Origin of the sequence: Novosphingobium sp. THN1, from assembly GCF_003454795.1 — a bacterium.
GTDB lineage: Bacteria > Pseudomonadota > Alphaproteobacteria > Sphingomonadales > Sphingomonadaceae > Novosphingobium.
Genome location: NZ_CP028347.1, coordinates 2,456,052 through 2,478,784 on the forward strand (window position 1 = coordinate 2,456,052; position 22,733 = coordinate 2,478,784).

Here is a 22,733-nt window from a genome sequence, read left to right on the forward strand (position 1 = left end):
GTTAGCCGGATTTTAATGGTGACAATGTATCTGCACGCCGGTGCAAGAAACTGACACTCACTCGATCCGCCCAGGAAGTTCAGCAGGATTTTCCCGCGGTGCCGCAGCAGTCCTGGCCGCGGTGCTGGTCGCGCAGTTCGCCGTGCTCTTCTTCAAGGGCATCAACTGGGACGAGTTCTTCCATCTCCACCACGTGTATGAGTTCAGCCACGGCAGTCCAAACCGGACGCTCCAGACCGCCTATTTGCGGCTTGTAGCCTGGGCAGAGTGGCTGCCGCTCAGCTCCGCCGATCGAGTGGTAGGCGCTCGGATCGTCATGGCCATGTGCAACCTTGTCACTTGCGCATCGATCTTCGTTCTTGCGCGACGCTTTGTTACGCCTCGAGCCGCTCTGTTATCCGTGCTGGTATATGCTTCAGGCGGCTATGTCTTCACCCAGGCGACCGCGCTCAGGGCAGACCCGCCCGCGACGGCCGCGATCATGCTGGCTAGCGTGCTTCTGTCACGTCAAAGCGAGGCTCGCCTTGCAAAGCTGATTGCAGCAGGCGTGCTGATCGGCGTTGCCACGGCATTCACGATCAAGACTGTGCTCCTGGCGCCGGCAGTCATTGCACTGCTCTGGTTTGGCCAGGCTGATCGCGGAAATCTTGGACACTTTGTGCAGTCCGCAGCGCATGTCGGCGCAGGAGCGGCGTTTGGATTTGCCTTTACGATAGGTTTGCACAGTCTGTTCCTGCTCGAATCCCCTGTCGCGTCGAGCGCACGTACAGTGAAGTCTGCTGGTGCCTTTGTATTCAGCGTCGGCCTGTTCCCACAGGCAAGATACCTGATGCTTCAGGCACTATTTGCGCCGCAACTGGTGGCTGGAGGAATCCTGTTCCAGCGGGCCACGAAAGCAATCGCTCTTGATCGAGCGGAGCGCCTGACGCTGGGCGCGCTGTGCCTGCCACTTCTGTGTCTGGCAGTCTACAGCAACAGCTACCCCTATTTCTTCGTGATGCTGTTTGCGCCGCTCGCAGTGGCGATTGCACCGGTCATGGAATGGCTTTGTCGCATCAGGCGAGACGCGATCGTGTTGATCTGCAGCGGCGCGTCAGTGGCAGTGATGCTGCTGCGTGAGGACTTCAGTGTGTTGCCGCGCCAGCGCACGGTCTCAAGCATGATAGAAAGCGTCCTCCCACCCAACGCCGCCTATCTGGATTTTTGCGGGATGGTTTCCAACCGCGAGCGCGCCTTGCCGATCCTCGTATCGAATTGGGGACTCAAGGCCTACAAGGAAGGAAACTATCCATCCTTGTCCGAGAAGATGGCGACGTCCGATCTTGCCATTGTGCTGGCAAACAACTCTGTACTCGCTTCGGCTCTTGCGCCCGAAATGCCCGCTTCGGCAGAAAGCCTGCCGCAGAGCGACGTTGCGCTGTTGCGCGCGAATTTCGTGCCTCTGTGGCAAAATCTGGTCTGGGTGGCTGGCAAGCGGCTCGCGTCTCGATCTGCCGCTACCCAAATGCATTTCCCGACGCCGGGACACTACAGGGTGAATGGCGAGAGCGTCGTGTTCGATGGCAAGGTTTTTCACAATGGCGACCGCCTTGTGGTCTCCCGAGGCGTTCACACAGTCGGTGTGCCATCGGACGGGGAGGTGATACTGAGGCTGGATGTTACTGCGCCCCGCGCCTCGATCTCACCAGGCGCCCTGTTTACGGACTACTAGGATGAGCCTAACGCCAATGCGAAAGCCGCGCGCGGATCTTTTCGTGGGCCGGATCATCGTGTTCCGAGACAAGCTGGCGATGGTAGGGAGAAGGCACAGGAAGTGGGTGCTGCTCACGGCCCTGTTGTTCTTTCTAGCTGCAACGGTCTTTTCGCTCCTGTCCCTCGACTTGCGCTGGGCTGACCTTTCGTTGCCATGGTTGCTGTTGAGCCTCGTGGTTTCGCTCCCAGCCGTCATTCTGAATGCCAACGAGCTGCAATTGCTTGCCCGTGCCGGTGGCCGCCGGTTGATGCTGCTGTCCGCGGTTGAGGTGACATCTCTGGGAACCTTGGCAAACGTCTTACCGATGCCTGGTGCGCTGCTTTTACGGGCGAAGGCTCTTTCCGGTGCTGGCGTAAGCACGGGTCGTGTTTCTGTCGTTCTGTTGGCTGGCAGCATGTTGTGGATCGGGGTGTCAGCAGGCGTCATCTCGCTGCTCTTTGCCGGTCATCAAGCCGCAGTACCGCTGGCTGTCTTTGCGATGGTCGCAACGGCGGGCAGCCTCGTGTTCCTGCAACGGGGCGGAGGAACAGGCGGAGCGCTGGGCGCGGTCTTGGTTCGCCTGAGCATGACACTGCTTGCCGGGGGCGGACCTGGCTTTGTATGGCGATGCTGGGATTTGAAGCGGATTTTCTCCTAGCATTAGGCTATTCCGCTTGCAGCGTCCTCGGTGCCGTCGTTGGCGTCGTTCCTGGGGGGCTTGGGGTTGCCGAAGGTGCGGGTGCCCTTCTGGCATTGATGCTGCGCGAGCAACCGGCTTTAGCCGTGCTCGCGCTTGGCGCCAGCCGGGTAGTGGGCTTATTCGCCGCAGGACTCGCTTTTGGAGCGGCTCAGGCTGTAAGGCGAAAAATGTCGACCGAGGTCACCGATGAAAGTCTTGTTTGATATCGTCCACCCGGCGGATGTCCTATTCTTCTACCATCCCTTGCGGAAACTTCAGGCTCTCGGCTGGGATGTGCTCGTGCTGGCGCGCGAAAAGGATGTGGCATGCACGTTGCTCGATTCATTTGGCATACCGTTCAAGTCGGTGTCGGTCGCCGGCGCGGGAAAGATCGGCTTGGCGCGTGAATTGTTGACCAGGGACATCCGGGTGGGGATCGAGGCGCTTCGGTTCAGGCCCGATGTCATGATCGGGTTTGGCGGTGTCGCGATTTCGCATGTTGGCGCAGTCACGCGGATTCCATCCTTGAGCTTCTACGACACGGACACCGCCAAGCTGCAGACGCGGCTGACATGGCCTTTCATCAGCCATTTGTTCGTGCCCGAAGCTTATCAGGGAGATACTCCGGCCGGCCGGACGTCACGGTTCCCCGGGATCAAGGAAATGTCGTATTTCCATCCCGATAATTTTCGTGCCGACAAGGCCAATGCCATTAATGCCGGCCTCGATCCTTCGGCTCGCAACTTCCTGGTCCGCACGGTTAGCTGGCGCGCCAATCATGACATTGGCAAGACCGGCTGGAGCGATGATCAACTCCGCATGCTCGTCAACCGGCTAAGCCAGATCGGCAAAGTCCACATCTCGACGGAACGCGCGCTGCCTTCCGATCTGTCCGCCAGTCTCTACCAAGGTCCGGCGAACGCTATCCATGATCTGATGGCGCACTGCGATCTCTATGTCGGCGAGAGCGCTACGATGGCACTTGAAGCTGCCGTTTTAGGCACTCCTGCGATCTATGACGGTGCCGACCACCCGGGCACGGTGCGTGAGCTGCAGTCGGCCGGGGTGCTCGCTGCCTTGCACCAGGAGGGGAGCGCCCGACTGATGGCAAAGGTGGAACATATGCTTGAGCCGCAATCCCGGTCAGCGTTCGACGCAGCACGCGAGGCGTACTTGCATCGTTGCTCGAACCTTGCGGATTACATCGTGGATGCCGTCGTCCGTTTCGCGCGCAGATAGGAGCGTTCAGCCGCAATCTTTCCTGCGAGGATCAGCGATGTTCCCGGATGTTGGCCGTTGGCCTCAAGCTGCGTCGCGATGGTCGAGGGCAGTAAGACCGGATGGTTCGGGCGACGTGCCGAGGCCTTCCAGACGGTCTTCCAGCCGGTGCAGGCGTTGCAGTGCCGCTTCAAGGAGTTTGCGGTTCGCGCCGATGAGTTCGGCCAGTACGCCGAGGAGTCCTGTCAGAGTTCCCAGGACGATCAGTGCTCCGCCAAGTACGAGCGACTGGATGTGACCGGCACCGTCGCCCATGGTCCACAGGGCCAGGAACCGCAGGATCGGGAGCAGGCCGATAAGCGCAATGGTACCGCCAATCATGGCGAACGTGCGCAGCGGGTTGTAGGTTGCGTATGCCCGGCCCATGGTCATCAGCTGGCGCATGATGAACTGCGGAATGGACTTGAACAGGCGGGAAGGGCGTTCGGTGGCATTGGTCCGGATCGGCACGCTCACGATCTTGAATCGCTTGCGGCCTGCCTGGATCAGCATGTCGGTCGTGTAGCTGAACTCGGTGGTGATGGTGATGCGTTGCGCTGCCGCCCGGCTGATCGCACGGAAGCCGCTGACAGCATCAGTGACTTCGGTGCCCGAGAGGTTTCGCACGACGGCACTGCCAAGACGCTGAAGGCGGCGCTTGATCGGTCCGAAATGCTCATTTCGCCCTACGCCACGATCACCGATGACCAGATCGGCCTCGTTTGCGACAATCGGCGCAACGAGCTTGGCGATGTCCTCACCAGCGTATTGCCCATCGGCATCGGTGTTGACGATGATGTCGGCGCCAGCGGCAAGGGCAGCGTCGAGACCGCTTTGGAAGGCGGCGGCGAGGCCGCGGTTGCGGCGGTGGCTGACAACATGGTGCGCCCCGAAGCGTCGCGCCACGTCGGCCGTGCCATCGGTACTGCCATCATCGATGATCAGTATCTCGATCTTGTCTACGCCGTGGATGCGCCGGGGCAGGGCGACCAGTGTGTCAGGCAGACTGTCAGCCTCGTTAAGGCAGGGTATCTGGATGATAAGCTTGGTCATGGGCCCCGTTTCCGTCCTTGCGCGGGCCCCCGGTGCCCTGCAGCTCCGTATTTCTAAGCTGCCATGGTTAACTGCGGGTAAAGTGCCGCACTTGGCACTGGAGGTGTCGCGTCCATACCGCTAGGACTTTGGTTATGATCAATAACCGCTCCTTGAAGGGCAACAGGATTTCGCATCTTGCAGGATAGTCACAGGTCCGGACTGCTATTTGCCCTGGGCGGTTTCGCTCTGCTTTCGCTGGGTGATGTGCTGGTAAAGAGTATGGCCGGGGCGTGGCCGGGGACCGCTATTGGCGCGCTGCGCTATGTCTTCGGAGCACTGGGGCTTGGCGTTATCCTCCTCGTTCAAGAGGGGCCGAAGGGTTTTGCCTTCCCGCGACTGCGCTGGCAGATCCTGCGTGGCTTGAGCGTGGCGGTATCGGCCATGAGCTTCTTCAGCGCAGTCCACCTGATGCCCATCGGTGAGGCGACCGCGATCTCGTTTACCAGCCCGATGATCACGGCCCTCCTCTCGGCAATCCTGTTGGGCGAGCCAATGCGCAAGGAAACGTGGATCGCAACGGGGGTAGCGTTCACGGGCGTGTTGGTAATCCTGCGCCCCAACCTTTCGCTGCTGGGACCGGTAGCATTGCTGCCGGTCGTCGCAGCCAGCGGCATGGCCCTGCTCATGGTTGCAAACCGCAAGGTTGCCGGCACCGGCAGTTTGCTGTCGATGCAGTTCAACGTGGCCCTGATCGGCGCGGGTTTCCTGTGCCTTGGCACGTGGGCGGGCCACCAAAGCGGCATCCACTTCTTCCAGATACCGGCGCTGCCAACGTCCGTCCTCATCAAGTGCGCGGTAATCGCGGTTTCGGCGAGTTGCGCGCACGCCCTGATTTACGTTGCGACCACGCGGGCCGGGCCTGCATCGATCGCACCGATGACTTACGTGCAGCTTCTGCTTGCCGGCGCGTTCGGCTGGGTACTGTTCGGCGAACGCCCTGATTTCGTGGCAGCATTCGGAGCGTTGGTCATCGTCGGCGCGGGCTGTACCTGTGGCGCGCTGGCAAGCCGCCTTCAGAACCGGCCATGACCGATTGATGGATGGGCCTTCCAGGCCCTGCTGGCTTTGCGGGCGGCGCTTGGGGAAGCGCGTGGAGTTCCATCATCCCGTTCCCAAGAGCCGGGGCGGTCGGCTGACCGAAGCAGTCCATCCGATCTGCCATCGGACGCTCCATGCGACCTTTTCGAACAGCGAGCTTGGACGCATTGGCGCTGACCGCGAAGCTCTTACGGCCAATCCTGACATCGCGCGGTTTCTGGTGTGGGTAGCGAACAAGGACCCGGATTTTCACGCGCCCACCGCAGCAAGAAAGCGCTAGAGCACGTCGAGCAGAGGCTTGAGGTCATTCAGCAGCACTGTTGGGCGATCCTTCTCGGGCAGGGCCACATCGCCGCCCATGATGCCGGTCGCCAAGCCAATGGAATGCGCACCTACGGCGTTGGCCATGCGCATCTCGAGCGCCGGATCATCTCCGACGACGACGACGTGTTGCGAAGCGCTGCGAGGCAAGCCCATGATGGTCAGTGCCGTCTCGAAAGCGACCTTCGAAGGCTTGCCCAGGATGCGCGGGCGCTTGCGGGTCATCGCGGTCAGCATGGCGTTGATCGGGAAGCTTGCACCGATCGCGCGGCCATTCTCGGTCGCGAAAAACGGGACGTTGCTGGCGGTAACCAGACGCGCTCCGTGCCAAAGCGAATGGCAGGCCGCCTCAAGCGAAGTGAAGTCGAACTCCCGGAACCAGCCGGTATAGACCGCCTCGACCCCGTCGGCCTCTTCTGCCGGGCCGACCACGTTCAGCCCGGCATCGATCAGCGGTGCTGCACACCCGGGATTACCGAGAACACGAACCTTCTCGATCCCGCTTTTCGCCAACCAGACCGCTGCCGACGACGATGGTGTCAGCATCTGGTCATCGTCCACCGGGAAGCCCGCGTTGCGCAGCGAATTTGCATAGGCCACCGGCGGCTTGGCGGTCCCGTTGGTGAAGACGACGAACGGCTTCCCGCTATCTTTCAGTGTGCCCAGCACTTCGATTGCATGGGGAAGGGCGCGGTGACCGCCGCTCTTGGAGTCTCCCAGTGCAATTGTGCCGTCCATGTCGAAGATGAAGCCCGCTGCATCCCGCAGGCGAGCCTTGAAATCTGAAGTAAGGGTCAAAGCGCTGCTCCGGCATGGAGGGCAAGGCGGAAAGATCCGCGTTCGATCACGATGTCACGTGCGTCTGGCTTCGCCGCCAGCTTGCGCAGCAGTGAAATGATTGGCGCGGCTTTGGGAGAATAGGTCGCGCGGGAGCGACCTGCCGCGAGCATGGCGTCAACCTGTTCGGCGGGCATGACTGCACGAAGGAGGAACTCCTCGTCGGGCATGTGGTAGCCAAACTGGCGGCGCAGATCGCCGAGTGCAGGGAAGGTTGGTTCCTTCTCCAGTTCACGCGCACGAGGGCGATCCATGATGGTGGCGAGCACTTCCCGGTCGACCGGTGAAGTGGGCTTGCCGAACTTGCCCATGCAATAGCGGATGACCTGATCCGATACCTGCGCATAGCGCCGCTCGCCGATCACGTTGAACAGGGCCTGGGTCATGACCATCTGCGGGAAAGGCGTGACCATGATCGGAAAGCCGAGGTCGGCGCGGACTTGCCCGGTCTCTTCGATCACCGCGTTCATCCGGTCCGACAGGCCAAGCTCTTCGAGCTGGCGCGCGATCGTGGTCATCACGCCACCGGCGATCTGGTGACGCAGGAAGCTGGCGTCGAAGTTCTGCGGCGTGCCCGGCGGAAGCCCCTCAGCCAGCGCGACGCTCTGCCAGTAGGACGTCAGGCGCTTGAGCGCAGCCTTGTCGATGCCAACCGAGAAACCGGCCTCTTCGAGATTGGCAACCATGCGATTGGCTTCCGGCAGAGAAGAGCCGTCGCCACCTGGGCCGACGCCAACATGGATCGCGGAAATGCCGAGTTTTGTCGCCTCAAGGCTCGCCAACATGCCTTGGCCAACAGTGGTATGGGCATGGATCTCGAGCGGGCGGTTGCCGATCGCGGCCTTCACCGCCGGGACCAGCGTGCGAGCGCGATCCATCGAGAGCAGGCCCGCCGGGTCCTTGATATAGAATAGGTCGATGTTCGGGCTCTGCCCGACGGCACGCGCGAAATCGGCATAGAACTGGTCGGTGTGGATCTCGGAAAGCGTGAAGGTCAGCGCCGCCATCACTTCGGCGTTGCCCTCTTCCTTCACCAGCTTCGCCGCCTCGATCACCGCGGGCACCTCGTGCATCGGGTCGAGCAGGACAAAACGCCCCACGCCGTTGGCCTGCAAGGCGCGGTAGACCAGACGCATGAACTCGGGATCGGCCTGCTGCCAGGCGATGAAGCGCAAGCCGGTGGTGATGAACTGAAGCGGCGTTGTCGGCATGGCCGCCGACATGCGGCGGAGGCGTTCCCAGGGATTGTTCTGGAAGTAACGCACGGCCACGGCCATGTGGCTCGACGACGTGAAATCAATGGCCCTGAACCCGCAGGCTTCGGTCAGCGCGGCAGCTTGCAGCATGTGCGCGGTATTGAGGCCGGTCGCGCCCCACAGGCTCTGGTTGCCGTCGCGCATGGTGACGTCGACGAGACGGATCTCGGTCATTGGGCAAGTCCCGTGAGGAAGCCGGTATCAACGCCGCCAGCAACAAAGCGCGGATCGGCGACAATACGGCGATGGAGTGAAGCGGTGGTGGGCAGTCCCTCGATGTGCAGCGAGCGCAGCGCGTCGGAAAGCCGTTCCACGGCCTGCTCGCGCGTCTCGCCGTGCACGATCAGCTTGCCCATGAGCGAATCGTAGAACGGTGGCACTTCGCCCCCGATGCCGATGTGCGTGTCCACGCGCACGCCCTCGCCAGCAGGCCAGGCAGCGCGAACTGCACATCCCGGGGAAGGGCGAAAATCGGCCTCGGGGTCCTCGGCGTTGATGCGCACTTCGATGGCGTGGCCGTGAGGACGTACCATCGCCTGCGTCAGGGACAGCGGCTTGCCCATGGCGACCAGCAATTGCTGCTCGACCAGGTCGACGCCCGTGATTGCCTCGGTCACAGGGTGCTCGACCTGGATACGCGCGTTGAGCTCAAGGAAGTAGAACGAGAAGTCCTCGGCATCGACCAGGAATTCGGCCGTTCCGGCGCCGCGGTAACCAATGTGGTGGGCGAGCTGGACGGCGGCTTGTTCGATGCCTGCGCGGGCCTCCAGAGGCATCGCGGGGCAGGGGCTTCTTCGACCAGCTTCTGGAAGCGCCGCTGGATCGAACAATCGCGCGTCCCGAGGTGAATGGCATTGGTGCCATCGCCAAGAAGCTGCACTTCAACATGGCGTCCCCGCGCAACGAAGCGCTCGACATAGACTGCGCTGTTGCCGAACGCGGCCTGCGCTTCGGCCTGAGCCATGTCGAGTGCGCTGTCGAGATCTTCGGGCCGATCCACGCGGCGCATGCCTTTGCCACCGCCACCGGCCACGGCCTTGAGCAACAACGGATAGCCAGTTTGCGCAGCGCGGGAATGGACGTCTGCACGCGTTGCGGCCTCGCCCCCGGTAGCACGGGGAGGCCCGCTTCAACGGCGAGCGCGCGGGCTGCGAGCTTGTCGCCCATGCCTTCGAGCGTCTTGATGTCAGGCCCGACGAAGCAGATGCCCGCCGCCTTCACAGCGCGAGCGAACGCGGCGTTCTCTGACAGGAAGCCGTACCCCGGATGCACCGCATCGCAGCCTGACTTCACCATCGCATCGACCACGCGGTCGATGGCCAGGTAGCCCTGCGACGATGGCCCGGGGCCGACGATTGCGACATGGTCCGCAAGCTGCGCCGGAAGCGATGCAGCGTCGGCTTCTGAAGCACCGAGGACGGTCTCGATCCCCATGGCGCGCGCGGTGCGGATGACGCGGAGCGCAATTTCCCCGCGGTTGGCGATGAACAGCTTGCGGATCATGTCAGGTCAGCCGCACCAAGGCTTCGCCCTTGGCGACCAAGGTCCCATTCGCAGCAAGGATCTCGGCGATGATGCCGCTGCGGCCGGCGTGCACCGGGTTCATCAGCTTCATCGTCTCGACGATGCCGATTACCGTCTCCGGGCCGACTTCATCTCCCGGTTGGACGAAGGGCGGCGCGCCGGGTTGGGGGGCGTGATAGAATGTGCCGGGCAGGGGCGAGCAGATTGCGTTGGGGTCAACCGCTGTCGCGCTTGCCTCGGCTGAGACTTCCGGCGCCGATCCAGCCCATTGCCATTCCTGTATCACACCACCCTGTGCGTCGGCGCCCTTGGCCACGCGCAGGCGAAAACGGCGCGTCGAAAGATCGAGTTCGCGGTAGCCGGACTTCTCCAGGATCGCGGCGATCTCGGCGATGTCTTCGTGAGTCAGGGGAATGTCGTCGGTCATCTTCGGATCAGTTCTTTGCGGCCAGCAATTCTCGCGCCGCGGCGATCACCGCGCTTGAGAAGGCTTCGTCGTTGAAATGGGAATCGATCGCCGTGACAGGCACATGGTCGGGCATGACCTGCGCAAGGTATTCGGCGAAGGGGCCGGGCACGCTGAGGTCCTGCAGGTGCCCGGCGTCGCTATCGTGGCTGGAAAAGCCCTTGAGCGGAGTGAATACCCGCACCGGGCCCTTGGCTTCGCGCACGTTGGCGGCAAGGTGATCGGCCAGCTTCTTGAGATCGTCCACCTTGGTTCGCACTGCAGTAAGCTGCGGGTTGTGCTGATGGTAGCGGCGGCCGGGGAACTGCACCTCTGCCGCATCGATCGGTCCGCCGATGATGAAGTCAGCATTACCCGGTGCCAGGATCGTCGGGATGCCCTTGCGCAGCGCTGCGCGGCCGCGATCGGGGCCGGAGTCTGCCAGCCCGCCGAAAAGATGATCGAGGATCTCGGTCTGCGAAAGGTCGAGGACAAGCGCCACGTCCTTGTCGGTGGCGAGGCCATCCAGCGTCGGCCCGCCCGCGCCGGAGGAGTGGAACACCATGACTTCGCATCCATCGCTCTCCAGGGCCTGGCGGATGCGCTTCACGCTGACTTCGGTGGTGCCCAGAGTGGTGATCAGGACCAGCGGCTTTTCCGGGCCCTTGTCGCGATCATGACCTTTGGCCATGCCGGCAACAGCGTTGGCGGCGTTGCGAAAAACGTCCCGGCTGATGGTGTTGATGCCCGATATGTCGGTCACCGCGTTCATCATCGCGATGTCCTTCACGCCCATGTACGGCTTGGTGAAACCCGAAGCCATGGTCGAAACGATTAGCTTGGGCAGGCCGTAGGGGAAGCTCTGCATCAGCGCCCCGGCAAGCGCCGAGCCCATCGAGCCGCCAACTGCCAGAATTCCCGAGACGGGCGACTTGGCGTCCCACGCATGGGCCGCTGCAATTGCGCCACCGATCATTGCATTCTGGCACTTGCCTTCATGGCCAAGCGCTCGGACCTGCTCAATGGTCATGCCGGCTGCCTCCGCAACCATCTCGGGCGAGATTTCGGCGCCGCCGACAGTGCGGCGGACGCTGGGATCGAGGTGGACCACGTCAACGCCCGCCGCCTCCAGCGCGGCCCGGGTGAAGCGGGCTTCCTCTTCCTTGGTATCCTGCGTGCAGATGAACAGAACGCTTGGCTTCGTCATCGTCTGGTTTTCCTCTCCGTCGCCTATTGCTGCGACAGTGCGGTTGACTTTGCACGGGGGTTTCGTGATTTTGCGTTGCATAAGGTGAAACGCAGAATTTGCCGGAGCAGGATGGATGCTGGAACGCAGGGTCAAGACCGTGCGCGCGTTGGAGCGTGGGCTGGACGTGCTGATCGAAGTGCAGACGCGCAAGGCGGCAAGCTTGCACGAGCTGCATCAGGCCACAGGTCTGCCCAAGGCGACTTTGCTGCGAATGCTGGTAACGTTGGGGCAGAAGGGACTTGTGTGGCAGCGTCTTGCCGATGGCGCGTACCTCCCGCATGTGGACCGGATCGAGCGCGCGTCGTTCACCTCCTCCGCCCACATTGCTGAAATTGCCTCGCCGTACATGAAGGCGTTGTCCACGAAAGTGGCATGGCCGTCGGTGCTGGCAGCGCCGCGACTCGATCACATGGAAATTCTTGAGACCAACAGTCCGCTGTTCCGGCTCGACTCCGCCATCCTCGGTCCGGTCGGGGTCAAGCTGTCCTACATCCATACGGCAACAGGCCGTGCCTATCTCGCAGCCTGTGGCGACGCCGAGCGGGATTCGATCATCGACCGCCTGCGGCCCGCCAATCCGCCGGAAGGCAGCGAGGCCGAACTGCGGCAAATGCTGCAACAGGTCAGGCAGCGCGGTTATGCAACTCGTGATCCTCTGCTGCCATGGCCGGATCGCTCCAAGCAGCTGGTCTTGCGCGACGGCCGCCGCTCGATGGCGGTGCCGATCTTGGTCGGCGGATCGCCCATCGCGACAATCAATGTCACGTGGCCGGGACGTCGCGGTGCGGACGAAGCGGTTGTCCAGCGTCATCTCGAAGCACTGAAGGCTACGGCGCGTGCCATTGCCGCTGCACTCGAAGCGAACCCCAATTAGGTTTCATCAGGTGAAATCGGTTTGTCCAACTGATTAATTTGTGCCGCTGAATCGGTGATGATCCTTCCACAGGGAGAAAATGCCGATGCGCCAGTGGGTGATTGCCGCAGGCTCGACGTCGCTCGATGATTTGCGACTGGACGAGACCGACATTCCGCAGCCGGGTCCGGGCGAAGTGTTGGTGCGCGTTCGTGCGTGCTCGCTGAACTACCGCGACCAGATCATTCCGCTCGGGTTTTATATGGGCGGCGTGGTGCAGCAGGACACCGTGCCGCTGTCCGATGGTGCGGGGGAGATTGCTGCAGTGGGCGAGGGCGTTTCCTCGCTCAAGGTGGGTGACCGCGTGGCCGGCATCTTCTTCCAGAACTGGATGGACGGTCCGCCCAACCCCGGCATGGGCGTCGCCCTTGGCGCGCCGCCCGCGCCGGGCATGCTGCAGGAATATGTTGTTTTGCCTGAGCATGGCGTAGTCCCGCTGGCCGAGACTCTGGATCTTACGCACGCCGCCTGTCTGCCCTGCGCCGGTGTCACAGCGTGGAACGCCCTTATGGAAGGGCCGCGCCCGGTAAAGGCGGGAGACACTGTCCTGGTTCTCGGCACTGGGGGCGTGTCGCTGCTCGCGCTGCAGATTGCCAAGGCTGCGGGCGCCACCGTCATTGCCACGTCGTCGTCGGATGAAAAGCTCGAGCGGGCGAAAGCGCTCGGCGCCGATCACGTGATCAATTACCGCATCACGCCTGAGTGGGGTGCAGAGGCGGCCCGGCTAGCTGGTGGCGGCGTTGACAAGGTCGTCGAGGTTGGCGGCGCAGGGACGCTCAAGCAATCCATTGCCGCCGTCGGATTTGCGGGCGAAATCGCCCTGATCGGCGTTTTGACGCGCGAGGGTGACACCAACCCCACGGCTTGATGTTCAAGGGCGCATCGATCCGCGGCATCTTCGTCGGATCGAAGGGCATGGCCCAGCGGCTCAATGCTTTCATCGACCAGCACGGGATCAAGCCAGTGCTAGATAAGGCTTTCCCGCTCGAGAACGCCCGCGACGCTTACGCGTACCAGTCATCAGCCGGCCTGTTCGGCAAGGTTGCGATAACGCTCTAGCAGAATTTGGCGCGCTTCCGTCCGCTAGAGGCGGGGCGTGCGGAGAGGACAGAAATGGCAAGAATGCTCGGCTTCGGCCAGCCGTTCGGTGGCGTCATGCAGACTGCGTTTGTGGTCGAGGACGTTCACGCATCCATCGCGCACTTCCAGAAGGATTGCGCCGCTGGGCCGTTCTTCCTGCTCGACCATTTCCTCGGTCCTGACCAGTTCTACCGTGGCGCGCCATCGACTGCCGATGTCATGATTGCGATGGGCTTTATCGGCCACATGCAGGTCGAACTGATCCAGCCTCTTGACGGCAATCCTTCGGTCTATCGCGAAACGATCGAGAAGCGCGGGTACGGATTCCATCACTTTGGCATCGCTTGTGAAGATGTTGAGGTGGAGCTGCCGGCATACCTCTCACGGGGCTACAGGCTCGCGTTCAAAGCCGCGGTGCCTACCGGAGGGAGCGTCGCCTATCTCGAAGGCGGGACTGCTGCGGCCCCGGGGTTTCTGGAACTTATCCCTGCAACACCAGGAATGGACGCGCACTTCACGGCGATGTGGCAGGCATCGCAAGGATGGGACGGCGCCGACCCTGTACGACCATTTATCTGACCCCGTGCGCTCTGGTCCCGGTCGGGCTGCGCGGCAATCCAAGAGAGGGCAACGATAGCGACCTAGAATGAGAACAATGTCGGCATGGGATCGGCAAGTGGAAGATGGGAGAGGTAAATGTTGGCGACTGCGAAGATGAATGCCGGAAAGGCCAGAAGCAGCGGCTACCAAGTGTGGGTTACCGCGCTCCTCAGCCTCAATTTCGGCATCCTCTTCTTTGACCGCAATGCGCTCAACTTCCTGATGCCGTTCGTCCAGCCGGACCTGCAATTGAGCAATACGCAAGTCGGCATGTTCAGCTCCGCCCTGTCGCTCACATGGGCGCTGTCGGGCCTGCTAGTCGGGCGCATCTCGGACAAGCTGGGTTCCCGCAAACCAGTGGTGGTCATCGCCACCATCGCCTTTTGCCTGTGCTCATTCATCTCGGGTGCTGCATCTTCATTCCTGATGCTCCTTGGCGCGCGCCTCCTGATGGGTGCTGCCGAGGGCGGGGTCATGCCGGTCAGCCATTCGATGATCGTCGCCGAGGTCGCGCCTGAACGCCGCGGCCTCGCCATGGGGGTCGCGCAGAATCTGGGGTCCAATCTTCTTGGCTCCGGTCTTGCGCCCTTGCTGCTGGTGCCCGTAGCCGTTGCCGTAGGGTGGAGGACGGGTTTTTACCTGGCAGCATTGCCCGGACTCGTCACCGCGGCCCTCATCTGGTTCACGCTGCGCGAGCCGCCGGTTGAGGCGCATGATGACGCTGCACCCAAAGTCACGCTGGGTGAAGCGTTCGGGCACCGCAATGTCATCCTTTGCGCCCTGATCTCGATCCTGCTGGTTTCCTACCTGGTCGTATGTTGGGCCTTCATGCCGCTTTTCCTGACGAAGGCGTGCGGGTTTGATCCCGACACAATGAGCTGGCTGATGGCAACGCTGGGTATTTCGGCGGGCCTGGGCAGCTTTGCCGTACCGGCAATCTCCGACGTTATTGGCCGCCGCCCGGTGATGATCTTTTTCTCGTTCCTCGGCGTGATCCTGCCTCTGGGCGGCCTGTATTACGAAGGCTCGGCCTGGGTTCTCGCCGCGATTTTCTTTTTCGGCTGGGGCCTCAACGGGCTGTTCCCGATGTTCATGGCCACGATCCCTTCGGAGTCGGTCGACCCTCGTCTGACTGCGACGCTGACCGGCGTCGTGATGGGCACCGGCGAAGTCCTTGGCGGGGTTCTGTCGCCATTCCTCGCCGGGACGCTGGCTGACGCTTACGGCCTTGCCGCACCGCTGTGGCTGATGCTCGGCTGCACCGTGCTGGCAGGTTTCCTGACACTTGGACTTATCGAATCCGCTCCGCGCGTTGTTGCGCGGCGCTCTGGCAACGCGATCCCCTCGATCGCCTGACACAACGGAGAAGAACCATGGGTGCGCTTCTCAAGTTTCACACGGCCGACGTCGCTCCACCTGATCGGGCGCGATATTGGAACGAGATTGCGGATCGGGCCTTCACCGGCACATTCGTCAACGTGCCCGGAGAAGACTTCGCGGGGAAGATGCTGTCGTGGCGCGTCGGTGAACTCGACATGATCCGCACGGATTCTTCCCATTCGGCAGTAGGTCGCAATCCTCTGCCGCAGGATGACGAGCGCCTGATCCTCCACCTGCAATGCCGCGGCAACAGCGAGCACACGCAGGGGCGCCAGGAATGCACGCTCCTGCCGGGTGACTTCGTTCTGGCAAGTCCTCATCAGCCCTATTCGATCCGTCTCACCGGCCACGAACTGCTCGTGGTCGAGTTCCCGCGAGCGCCTTTGGCCGAGCGCTTTTCGGGGATCGACGATGCGCTGATGCAGCGCATGTGCGGCGCGACACCTGGCGGGCGCGTGTTCCACGATTTCCTGTTGTCATTGTGGCAGCAGGGCGAGCGCGCCGCAGAGGATCCGGAATGGGAAATCGGCGTCAACGCCGTATTCTATGACCTTGCCGCCATGGCCATGCGTGGAGCGCAGCGTCCATCGACCGACGCAGGCGAGGCCGATCTGCGCCGTCGCGTGTTGGCCATGGTTGCAGCCAACCTTGAGGACCCGGCCTTGCGCACAACATCCGTGGCAGATGCCTGCAGTGTATCGGTTCGTACGGTGCAGAACATCTTCGCGGCGATGGGGACCACGCCAACGGCGTACATTCTCGATCAGCGCCTGCGCCGCGCGGCCGACAGGCTGATGGCAAGGCCCGATGCCAGCATTACCGAGATCGCATTCGAGCTGGGTTTCAACGACAGCGCCTACTTCACGCGCTGCTTCCGTCAGCAGTTCGGCGCAGCTCCGCGCGACTGGCGGATGGGCAGAAAGACGCCCGCATGACGTAACGGAATGCTGCCCAGCATGATTTTTGCGCAGCAGTCCTTATCAGCTTGCGCGTGAGTGCAAGCGACCATTTTCGCCAGTGCCTATCAAGCTGGCGAGATTCCGGGGCAGGGGCCCCGCTCCGAAAAAACAGGGAGAGGAAAACCATGAGAATAGCATCGGTTTCCATTGCAGCCATGGCCGCGGCTCTTGCCGCGCCAGCGTTTGCGCAGGATCAGGCTCAGGCCGAAGAAAACACCGGCGGCATCGCACAGATCGTGGTGACCGCACAGAAGCGCGCGGAAAACGTCCAAGACGTGCCAATCGCAATCACTGCATTTACCGCTGGCGCGCTCCAGGAACGCGCAGTGGGCGACGTTTCGGCGCTTTCCGGCATCACCCCAACGTCACCCTTGACGCATCAACCCCGTTCTCTGGTTCGAGTGCCGTGCTGGGTGCGACGATCCGTGGCATCGGCTCGTCCGACTTCGCGTTCAACATCGACCCTGCCGTCGGTGTCTATCTCGATGGCGTCTATCTTGGCCGCTCCATTGGTGCCAACCAGGACCTGCTCGACGTCGAACGGATCGAGGTCCTCAAGGGACCGCAGGGCACTCTGTTCGGCCGTAATACCATCGGCGGCGCGATCTCGATCGTGACGCACACGCCGGGCAAGGAATTCCACGTCAAGGGCGACGTGACCGTCGGCCGCTTCAATCGCGTTCAGGCCCGTGGCCTTGTCGACATTCCGCTGACTGAAGGTCTCAGCTCCTCGGTCGCATTCGGCATTCACAAGCGCGATGGGTTCCAGAAGCGCATCCCCTATCCCAATGCCGGCGCGAACGACAGCTTCACGCAGTTCCCTGCCTCGGGCTATGAAACCCGCAGCCGGCAAGGCGGCGACAATTCGTGGAACCTGCGCGGCAAGCTGCGCTGGGACAATGGCACCAGCTTCCGCGCAACACTGAGCGGTGACTACACCAACATCGATCAGGACTCGACTGCGAACACCGTCCTGGCCGTCACGCCGATTCCCGGACCGTTCGCAGGTGTTGCTGCCAACAACATCCCCGGCACCGCACTTGACGTCGTGACGGGCAGCTCGGGCTTCCTGTTTGCTGGCCTCTACAATTTCTGCATCGGCGCCACTGCAGCTCAGATCGCAGCACGCAACGCCACCGCTCTTTGTGGCCCGCGTTCCAGCGTCAGTGGCTACAATACCATCCCGGTCTCGCCAGCCGCAATGTCGACGGCGATCCGTTCAACAATCTGCTGCCCTACGACGGCCGCTGGGTGAACACCGACAAGGACACCACTTACGCCAACGGCAACAACTTCTCGAAGCTGAAGCAGTGGGGCCTTGGCCTCAACCTTGAGTATGACCTGTCCGACAACGTCATGCTCAAGTCGATCACTTCGTATCGCGAAGTCGATTTCAAGGCAGGTGTCGACCTCGACAACTCCCCGCTGCCGATGCTGCAGACCAGCTTCATCGTCGATCAGTACCAGTTCAGCCAGGAAGTCCAGCTGACCGGTTCGGCGATGGACGGGGCGCTGAACTTCGTGCTCGGCGGCTATGGCTTCAAGGAAAAGGGTGATCTGCGCGACTTCGTGACCTTCTCGGCCGGCTTGCTGCAGGTTGATGGTCCCGGCAAGGTAGATACAGAAGCCTACGCCGGCTTCGGCCAGATCGACTGGCGTGTCAGCGACCTGATCGGCATCTCGGTTGGTGCCCGCTACACCAAGGAGAACAAGCAGTACGACGGCGCGCAGGCTGACGTGAACGGCTTCAACTACAAGCTGTTCAACTGCCTTGCCACCGATCCCGCAACCGGCAATCCAACCGCGGCCTGCGCCACGGCTGTCGGCTTCCCGATCCCGTCGCAGCCCTTCCGCTACTATCCGACTGCGCCAAACAAGCAGACGTTTGACGACTTCTCCTACAAGCTCGGCCTTCAACTGCATCCGACCGAAGACGTGATGGCCTATGGCTCGTTCTCGCGCGGGTACAAGACTGGTGGCTGGACAACCCGTCTGTCCAATCCGCTTCCGGTCGCTCCGACCTTTGGCGAAGAAATCGCCGAGACCTTCGAAGCCGGCGTGAAGTCGACGCTGCTGGATCGCAGGTTGCAACTGAATGCGGCAGTGTTCACCACGAAGTACAAGGGCATCCAGCTGAACTTCCAGCAGGGCGTCTCGCCAACCATCCAGAACGCCGGCGATGCTCGCATCAAGGGTTTCGAAATCGAAATGGTTGCAGCCCCTGCCGATGGTTTCACCATCACTGCGTCGGCAGGTCATCTCGATGCCTACTACACGAACGTGCTCGCTCCGGCGCAGGTTGCACCGAATCCGTTCCAGCTCGGCGTACAGAAGGGATCGGACCTGCCCAAGGCACCTTCGTGGAAGTTCAACGTCGCGCCCCGCTTCGAGATGGCCGTTGGCGATGGCAAGATCGTCGCGCTGGCTGACTGGACCCACACCACCGGCATGCGCAACGACACCGAGGGCACGATCCTGCTGCTGCGTCCGACGACCGACATCGTGAACGCCAGCCTGCAGTACCAGGCGCCGGAAAACCAGTGGAACCTCACGGTCGGCGGCACCAACATCACCAACGAACGCTATCTCGTGACCGGTCAGGCACAGATCGCGGGCGGCCAGATCTACGGCACTTACAGCCGTCCGGCCGAATGGTACGTCAGGCTCGGCTTCGAGTTCTGATAAACTGAACGATTTGCGCGGGCGGGGTCGTCACCCCTTCGGCTTCGCCCGCGTTGATCCTTACGGAGAGAGCATATGCCTGAAGCGGCGCACACGGAATTCTGGAAGGACATCAAGCCGGTCGACAAGGTCTTCCGCGAAGGCGGCCTGCCGGAAGTCTACATGCCCAAGATTGCCGAGGGCGACGAACGCTACTGGGTGCCGATCTCCGAAACGGTATTTTCCAAGCCCGTCTGGATCAGCCCGGCCAAGAACATGTGGGCGGATGTCCTGATGAGCAAGCAGGCGGGTCTCGTGAACCGCCACTATCACCCGCACCCGATCTGGGCCTACACCATCAGCGGCAAGTGGGCCTACCTCGAGCACAGCTGGACCGCCACGGCTGGGGACTTCGTCTATGAAACCCCGGGCGAGAGCCATACCCTGGTCTGCTATGAGCACGAGGACCCGATGAAGGTCTTCTTCGTCGTCTCCGGCCCGCTGATGTGGCTCGATGAAGAGGGCAACACTGTCGGCCACTACGACGTGTTCGATTACATGAAGGCAGCGCGCGAACACTACGAAAAGGTCGGCATCGGTGCCGACTACGTTGACACGCTGATCCGTTGAGAGGACCTGCATTATGAGCACCGCCACCGTGATGACCGCGCCGCCCTCGGACAAGGCTGAGATTGTCGACGTTCCTTTCGCACACAAGGAGCTGGTCCAGCGCCTCAGCCCCGGCGGTCGTTACATCGACGCGCAGACCGACGTCGACAGCCCTTGGGTGCCGTTCGGTGACAACGCCGCGATCAAGCACCTCGCATTCGACGTGCGTCAGAACCTGTTCTCGAACATCCTGTGGGTGAAGGGGCCGGGGGTTATCGGCACCCACTTCCACCGCGGCACCATCACCATGGTCTGCCTCGAAGGCAGCGTCCGCTACCTCGAGTACGATTGGGTTGCCACCCCCGGCGGCCTGATCCTCGAAACGCCGGGCGAGAGCCACACGCTCGTCACCGACCATCCGGAAGGCTGCAAGCTGTTCGGATGGATGCAGGGCCCGATCGAATTCTACGACGAGAACGCCGTGCTGGTCGACACCACCGACGTCTGGTGGTTCATCAACCACTACGAGACCTACTGCCGCGAGAACGGCATCGCCATCAACCCCAAGCTCTATCTCTGAGGACGCCATGGGCACCATGACTGCGCCCCCCTCCGGCGCATACAAGATCGTCAATGTCCCCGAACTTTATGGCGACCTGATCCGCGCCAAGGGCGTCGAAGGCACCTATGTCGGCTCGTCCGAAGTCGAAAGCCCGTGGGTTCCGTTCGGCGACAACGCCGCGATCCGTCACCTTGCCTTCGACGTGCGCGAGAATGTCTACGTCAATGTGCTGTGGATCAAGGGGCCGGGCGTCATCGGCACGCACAAGCATCGCGGCAAGGTCTGGGCGATCGGCCTTGAAGGCTCTTTCCGTTACCTCGAATACGACTGGGTTTGCCGCCCCGGCGATTTCATCACCGAAACGCCCGGCACGGCACACACCCTCGTGACCGACGACCCGAATGGCATGAAGGCGCTGTTCCACATGCAGGGCGCGAACGAGTTCTTCGACGAGCAGGGCAACCACGTCGAGACGCTCGACGTGTGGTGGTTCATGAACCACTACGAAAGCTACTGCCGCGAGCACGATATCGCGATCAACCCCGCCCTCTATCTCTGACGCGGCGATAGTGGGCGAGGAGAGGGCACCGGTTCCACGGCTCGGGCAGGAGCCACGGGGACGTACCTCCGCAACACGTGGTATGTGGCTGGCTGGGCGAGCGATCTGGGTGCAGAACCGAAGCAGCGCACGTTCCTCGAGGAACCGGTCGCCCTGTTTCGTGACGCGGATGGGGTAGCGCACGCGATCACCGGTCGCTGCCCGCATCGCTTTGCGCCGCTCGGTCATGGCACGGTGGTCGATGGCGCGCTGATGTGTCCCTACCACGGCCTGCGCTTCAACGGTGCGGGCCATTGCGTCCACAATCCGCACCCCGGCGGCCAGCTGCCCGACGCAAACCTGCAGGTTTACCCGCTGGTCGAGCGCCATGCCCTGCTGTGGATCTGGATGGGTGATACGGCCAAGGCCGACGCGTCGCTGATCCCGGACTTCTCATGGCTCTCGGACCCGAGGTGGGAGGCCGTACGCGGCGCAACCGTCGCCGAGGGGCACTACGAGCTCTACAGCGACAACATCCTCGATCTCAGCCACGCCAACTTCGTCCATCCCGCACTTGTCGCCAGCGCTTTCACCGAGGGCGAGCGCAAGTTCTGGCAGGATGGCAATAGTGTCTTCGCCGAATACGTCCGCCTGAACGACCATCTCTCGGTCGGCATTGCCGCGGTCATGGGCACCGAAGGACGCAGGCAGGATTTCTACGGCCTCGTCCAATGGCACGCGCCCGCCGTGCTCTACTTTGACTTCCGCGCCGGAGATCCCGGCACCCCGCGCGAGCAATGCACGCTGCTGCCGTCGCTCCATGCTTTCACGCCCGAGACGCCCGACACCACGCACTACTTCTGGGCAACCGCCCGCGACTACAAGCTGGGCGATGCCGAGTTCACCGCCGCCATGCGTGGCGCGCTCGAATTCGCGTTCGAGCAGGAAGACATGCCGATCATTCGCGACAGCCACCGCCTCATGCGCGGGGCAGACTTCTGGGATCTGCGCCCGCTGATCCTCAATGGCGACGGCGGCGGCGTCCGCGCCCGCCGCATGCTGCAGCGCCTGATCGATCGCGAACAACAATCAAGACAAGAGGATGCCAATGGGAACGCTCGACAGGTTTGACATCAAGGGCCGCTCAGCGCTCGTCACCGGCGCCGCATCGGGCATCGGCCTCGCCTATGCCGAAGCCATGGCTGAAGCCGGCGCTGCCGTCACCCTGACCGACATAGACGCCGATGGTGCCGCCCGCGAAGCCGCCCGCCTGCGCGCCGAAGGCTATGAGGTCCGCGCCGACCGGCTCGATGTGTCCAGCTGGGACGATGTCGTCGCTGCCTTCGACGCCCACGACCGCGCCTATGGCGGTCTCGACATCTGCTTCGCCAATGCCGGCATCGATACGGGTGCCGGCTTCTGGAATCCTGCAGGGCACCGCAACGAGGACGGACAGGTCGACACTTACGACCATAACCGTTGGGACCGTTCGATCCAGATCAACCTCAACGGCGTATTCTACACCGTCAGCAATGCCGTGCGGATCATGAAGAAGGAAGGCCGCGCCAACGGTCGTACCGGAGGTTCGATCATCACCACCGCCTCCAATGCCGGCCTCGTCACCGAACCGATCGTCGGCCTGCCCTATATGCCCGCCAAGGCTGGCGTGCTGCACATGGTGCGCGCCCTCGGCCTCGAACTCGCCGAATTCAAGATTCGCATCAACGCCATCGCCCCCGGCCCCTTCGTCACCAACATCGGTGGTGGCTGGCTCAAGAAGGATCCTGTTGCCCGCGCCGCGTGGGACGCCATCGTCCCGCTCGGCTCCGTTGCCGAGACTGACCAGCTCAAGCCGCTTGCGCTGCTGCTCGCCTCGGATGCGTCGGACTACATGACTGGCAGCCACGTGGTGATCGACGGCGGCATGATGCTCGGCAAGTACAAGTAAGGACACCGCCATGCGCGCCGCCGTGATGCAGGGGCTGCACAAGCCCCTGG

General features: G+C 62.4%; 23 protein-coding genes and 3 pseudogenes. 18 read left to right on the plus strand and 8 right to left on the minus strand.

The genetic code is table 11. The features are described from left to right. The first annotated feature begins 121 nt into the window (after window positions 1-121). The 4 genes from C7W88_RS12140 to C7W88_RS12155 are packed head-to-tail and all read left to right on the plus strand — an operon-like array spanning window position 122 to window position 3,650. On the plus strand, window positions 122-1,711 hold the full coding sequence (locus C7W88_RS12140) for a glycosyltransferase family 39 protein (RefSeq protein WP_118073723.1): 1,590 nt from the start codon (window positions 122-124) through the stop codon (window positions 1,709-1,711). A 43-nt stretch (window positions 1,712-1,754) separates the two neighbouring features. Then, on the plus strand, window positions 1,755-2,390 hold the full coding sequence (locus C7W88_RS12145; RefSeq protein WP_162896024.1) for a hypothetical protein: 636 nt from the start codon (window positions 1,755-1,757) through the stop codon (window positions 2,388-2,390). Continuing rightward, window positions 2,360-2,635: a hypothetical protein gene (locus tag C7W88_RS12150; protein ID WP_162896025.1), complete on the plus strand. Its 276-nt coding sequence runs from the start codon at window positions 2,360-2,362 to the stop codon at window positions 2,633-2,635. Before C7W88_RS12145 ends, C7W88_RS12150 begins: the two co-directional genes overlap by 31 nt. Further along, entirely contained in the window at window positions 2,619-3,650 is a 1,032-nt protein-coding gene (locus tag C7W88_RS12155) for a DUF354 domain-containing protein (RefSeq protein ID WP_118073726.1), read from the plus strand. Before C7W88_RS12150 ends, C7W88_RS12155 begins: the two co-directional genes overlap by 17 nt. A 63-nt stretch (window positions 3,651-3,713) precedes the next feature. Here the strand turns inward: C7W88_RS12155 and C7W88_RS12160 are convergent, their stop codons facing one another. Continuing rightward, complete coding sequence (locus C7W88_RS12160; protein WP_118073727.1) at window positions 3,714-4,721, minus strand: glycosyltransferase family 2 protein; 1,008 nt, start codon at window positions 4,719-4,721, stop codon at window positions 3,714-3,716. 177 nt (window positions 4,722-4,898) lie between these two features. Between C7W88_RS12160 and C7W88_RS12165 the strand changes: the two genes are divergently transcribed. Both C7W88_RS12165 and C7W88_RS12170 read left to right on the plus strand, forming a co-directional pair. Next, the gene (locus C7W88_RS12165; protein WP_240344615.1) at window positions 4,899-5,792 is read left to right on the plus strand and encodes a DMT family transporter; all 894 of its coding nucleotides are present in this window, start codon (window positions 4,899-4,901) and stop codon (window positions 5,790-5,792) included. Between the two features lie 7 nt (window positions 5,793-5,799). Further along, on the plus strand, window positions 5,800-6,081 hold the full coding sequence (locus C7W88_RS12170) for an HNH endonuclease (RefSeq protein WP_118073729.1): 282 nt from the start codon (window positions 5,800-5,802) through the stop codon (window positions 6,079-6,081). On the opposite strand, the gene C7W88_RS12175 is transcribed toward C7W88_RS12170, so the two are convergent. From C7W88_RS12175 to C7W88_RS12195, 7 genes and pseudogenes are all read right to left on the minus strand, one after another. Then, complete coding sequence (locus C7W88_RS12175) at window positions 6,078-6,920, minus strand: HAD-IIA family hydrolase (protein ID WP_118073730.1); 843 nt, start codon at window positions 6,918-6,920, stop codon at window positions 6,078-6,080. The two genes, C7W88_RS12170 and C7W88_RS12175, sit on opposite strands and share 4 nt — an antisense overlap. Next, the gene (locus tag C7W88_RS12180) at window positions 6,917-8,389 is read right to left on the minus strand and encodes a biotin carboxyl carrier protein (protein ID WP_118073731.1); all 1,473 of its coding nucleotides are present in this window, start codon (window positions 8,387-8,389) and stop codon (window positions 6,917-6,919) included. Before C7W88_RS12180 ends, C7W88_RS12175 begins: the two co-directional genes overlap by 4 nt. Beyond that, window positions 8,386-8,778 (minus strand): hypothetical protein, encoded by a 393-nt coding sequence (locus C7W88_RS24785; RefSeq protein ID WP_370073241.1) that lies wholly within the window; start codon window positions 8,776-8,778, stop codon window positions 8,386-8,388. The genes C7W88_RS12180 and C7W88_RS24785 overlap by 4 nt, the downstream gene beginning before the upstream one ends. A gap of 42 nt (window positions 8,779-8,820) precedes the next feature. Further along, window positions 8,821-9,263: pseudogene (locus tag C7W88_RS24790) on the minus strand (ATP-grasp domain-containing protein); the annotation flags it as partial. A 188-nt stretch (window positions 9,264-9,451) separates the two neighbouring features. Continuing rightward, window positions 9,452-9,718: pseudogene (locus C7W88_RS24795) on the minus strand (biotin carboxylase N-terminal domain-containing protein); the annotation flags it as partial. 1 nt (window position 9,719) lies between these two features. Further along, window positions 9,720-10,166, minus strand: coding sequence for an acetyl-CoA carboxylase biotin carboxyl carrier protein subunit (locus C7W88_RS12190; RefSeq protein ID WP_118073732.1), 447 nt, complete (start codon window positions 10,164-10,166; stop codon window positions 9,720-9,722). 7 nt (window positions 10,167-10,173) lie between these two features. Continuing rightward, entirely contained in the window at window positions 10,174-11,391 is a 1,218-nt protein-coding gene (locus C7W88_RS12195; protein ID WP_118074752.1) for a Tm-1-like ATP-binding domain-containing protein, read from the minus strand. 115 nt (window positions 11,392-11,506) lie between these two features. On the opposite strand from C7W88_RS12195, the gene C7W88_RS12200 reads away from it, so the two are divergent. The 12 genes and pseudogenes from C7W88_RS12200 (at window position 11,507) to C7W88_RS12250 (ending at window position 22,683) form a co-directional block, all read left to right on the plus strand. Next, window positions 11,507-12,307: an IclR family transcriptional regulator C-terminal domain-containing protein gene (locus tag C7W88_RS12200; protein WP_118073733.1), complete on the plus strand. Its 801-nt coding sequence runs from the start codon at window positions 11,507-11,509 to the stop codon at window positions 12,305-12,307. An 85-nt stretch (window positions 12,308-12,392) separates the two neighbouring features. Further along, window positions 12,393-13,214 carry an NAD(P)-dependent alcohol dehydrogenase gene (locus C7W88_RS12205; protein ID WP_240344617.1) on the plus strand — a complete coding sequence of 274 codons (822 nt, stop codon included), beginning with the start codon at window positions 12,393-12,395 and terminating at the stop codon, window positions 13,212-13,214. Continuing rightward, a complete protein-coding gene (locus C7W88_RS23720; RefSeq protein WP_240344618.1) occupies window positions 13,214-13,405 on the plus strand; it encodes a zinc-binding dehydrogenase in 192 nt (63 codons plus the stop codon). Before C7W88_RS12205 ends, C7W88_RS23720 begins: the two co-directional genes overlap by 1 nt. 63 nt (window positions 13,406-13,468) lie before the next feature. Further along, on the plus strand, window positions 13,469-14,005 hold the full coding sequence (locus tag C7W88_RS12210; protein WP_240344622.1) for a VOC family protein: 537 nt from the start codon (window positions 13,469-13,471) through the stop codon (window positions 14,003-14,005). 117 nt (window positions 14,006-14,122) lie between these two features. Next, window positions 14,123-15,382 carry an MFS transporter gene (locus C7W88_RS12215; RefSeq protein ID WP_118073735.1) on the plus strand — a complete coding sequence of 420 codons (1,260 nt, stop codon included), beginning with the start codon at window positions 14,123-14,125 and terminating at the stop codon, window positions 15,380-15,382. A 17-nt stretch (window positions 15,383-15,399) separates the two neighbouring features. Then, window positions 15,400-16,341, plus strand: a complete 942-nt coding sequence (locus C7W88_RS12220) for a helix-turn-helix domain-containing protein (RefSeq protein WP_118073736.1) — start codon at window positions 15,400-15,402, stop codon at window positions 16,339-16,341. Between the two features lie 149 nt (window positions 16,342-16,490). Then, window positions 16,491-19,047, plus strand: a pseudogene (locus C7W88_RS12225) (TonB-dependent receptor). A gap of 75 nt (window positions 19,048-19,122) precedes the next feature. Then, on the plus strand, window positions 19,123-19,656 hold the full coding sequence (locus C7W88_RS12230) for a 2,4'-dihydroxyacetophenone dioxygenase family protein (RefSeq protein WP_118073737.1): 534 nt from the start codon (window positions 19,123-19,125) through the stop codon (window positions 19,654-19,656). A 13-nt stretch (window positions 19,657-19,669) separates the two neighbouring features. After that, complete coding sequence (locus C7W88_RS12235) at window positions 19,670-20,215, plus strand: 2,4'-dihydroxyacetophenone dioxygenase family protein (RefSeq protein WP_118073738.1); 546 nt, start codon at window positions 19,670-19,672, stop codon at window positions 20,213-20,215. A gap of 7 nt (window positions 20,216-20,222) precedes the next feature. Beyond that, window positions 20,223-20,756, plus strand: a complete 534-nt coding sequence (locus C7W88_RS12240; protein WP_118073739.1) for a 2,4'-dihydroxyacetophenone dioxygenase family protein — start codon at window positions 20,223-20,225, stop codon at window positions 20,754-20,756. An 84-nt stretch (window positions 20,757-20,840) separates the two neighbouring features. After that, window positions 20,841-21,866 (plus strand): aromatic ring-hydroxylating dioxygenase subunit alpha, encoded by a 1,026-nt coding sequence (locus C7W88_RS12245; RefSeq protein ID WP_118073740.1) that lies wholly within the window; start codon window positions 20,841-20,843, stop codon window positions 21,864-21,866. Then, window positions 21,844-22,683 (plus strand): SDR family NAD(P)-dependent oxidoreductase, encoded by an 840-nt coding sequence (locus C7W88_RS12250; protein WP_118073741.1) that lies wholly within the window; start codon window positions 21,844-21,846, stop codon window positions 22,681-22,683. The genes C7W88_RS12245 and C7W88_RS12250 overlap by 23 nt, the downstream gene beginning before the upstream one ends. Window positions 22,684-22,733 lie beyond the last annotated feature (50 nt).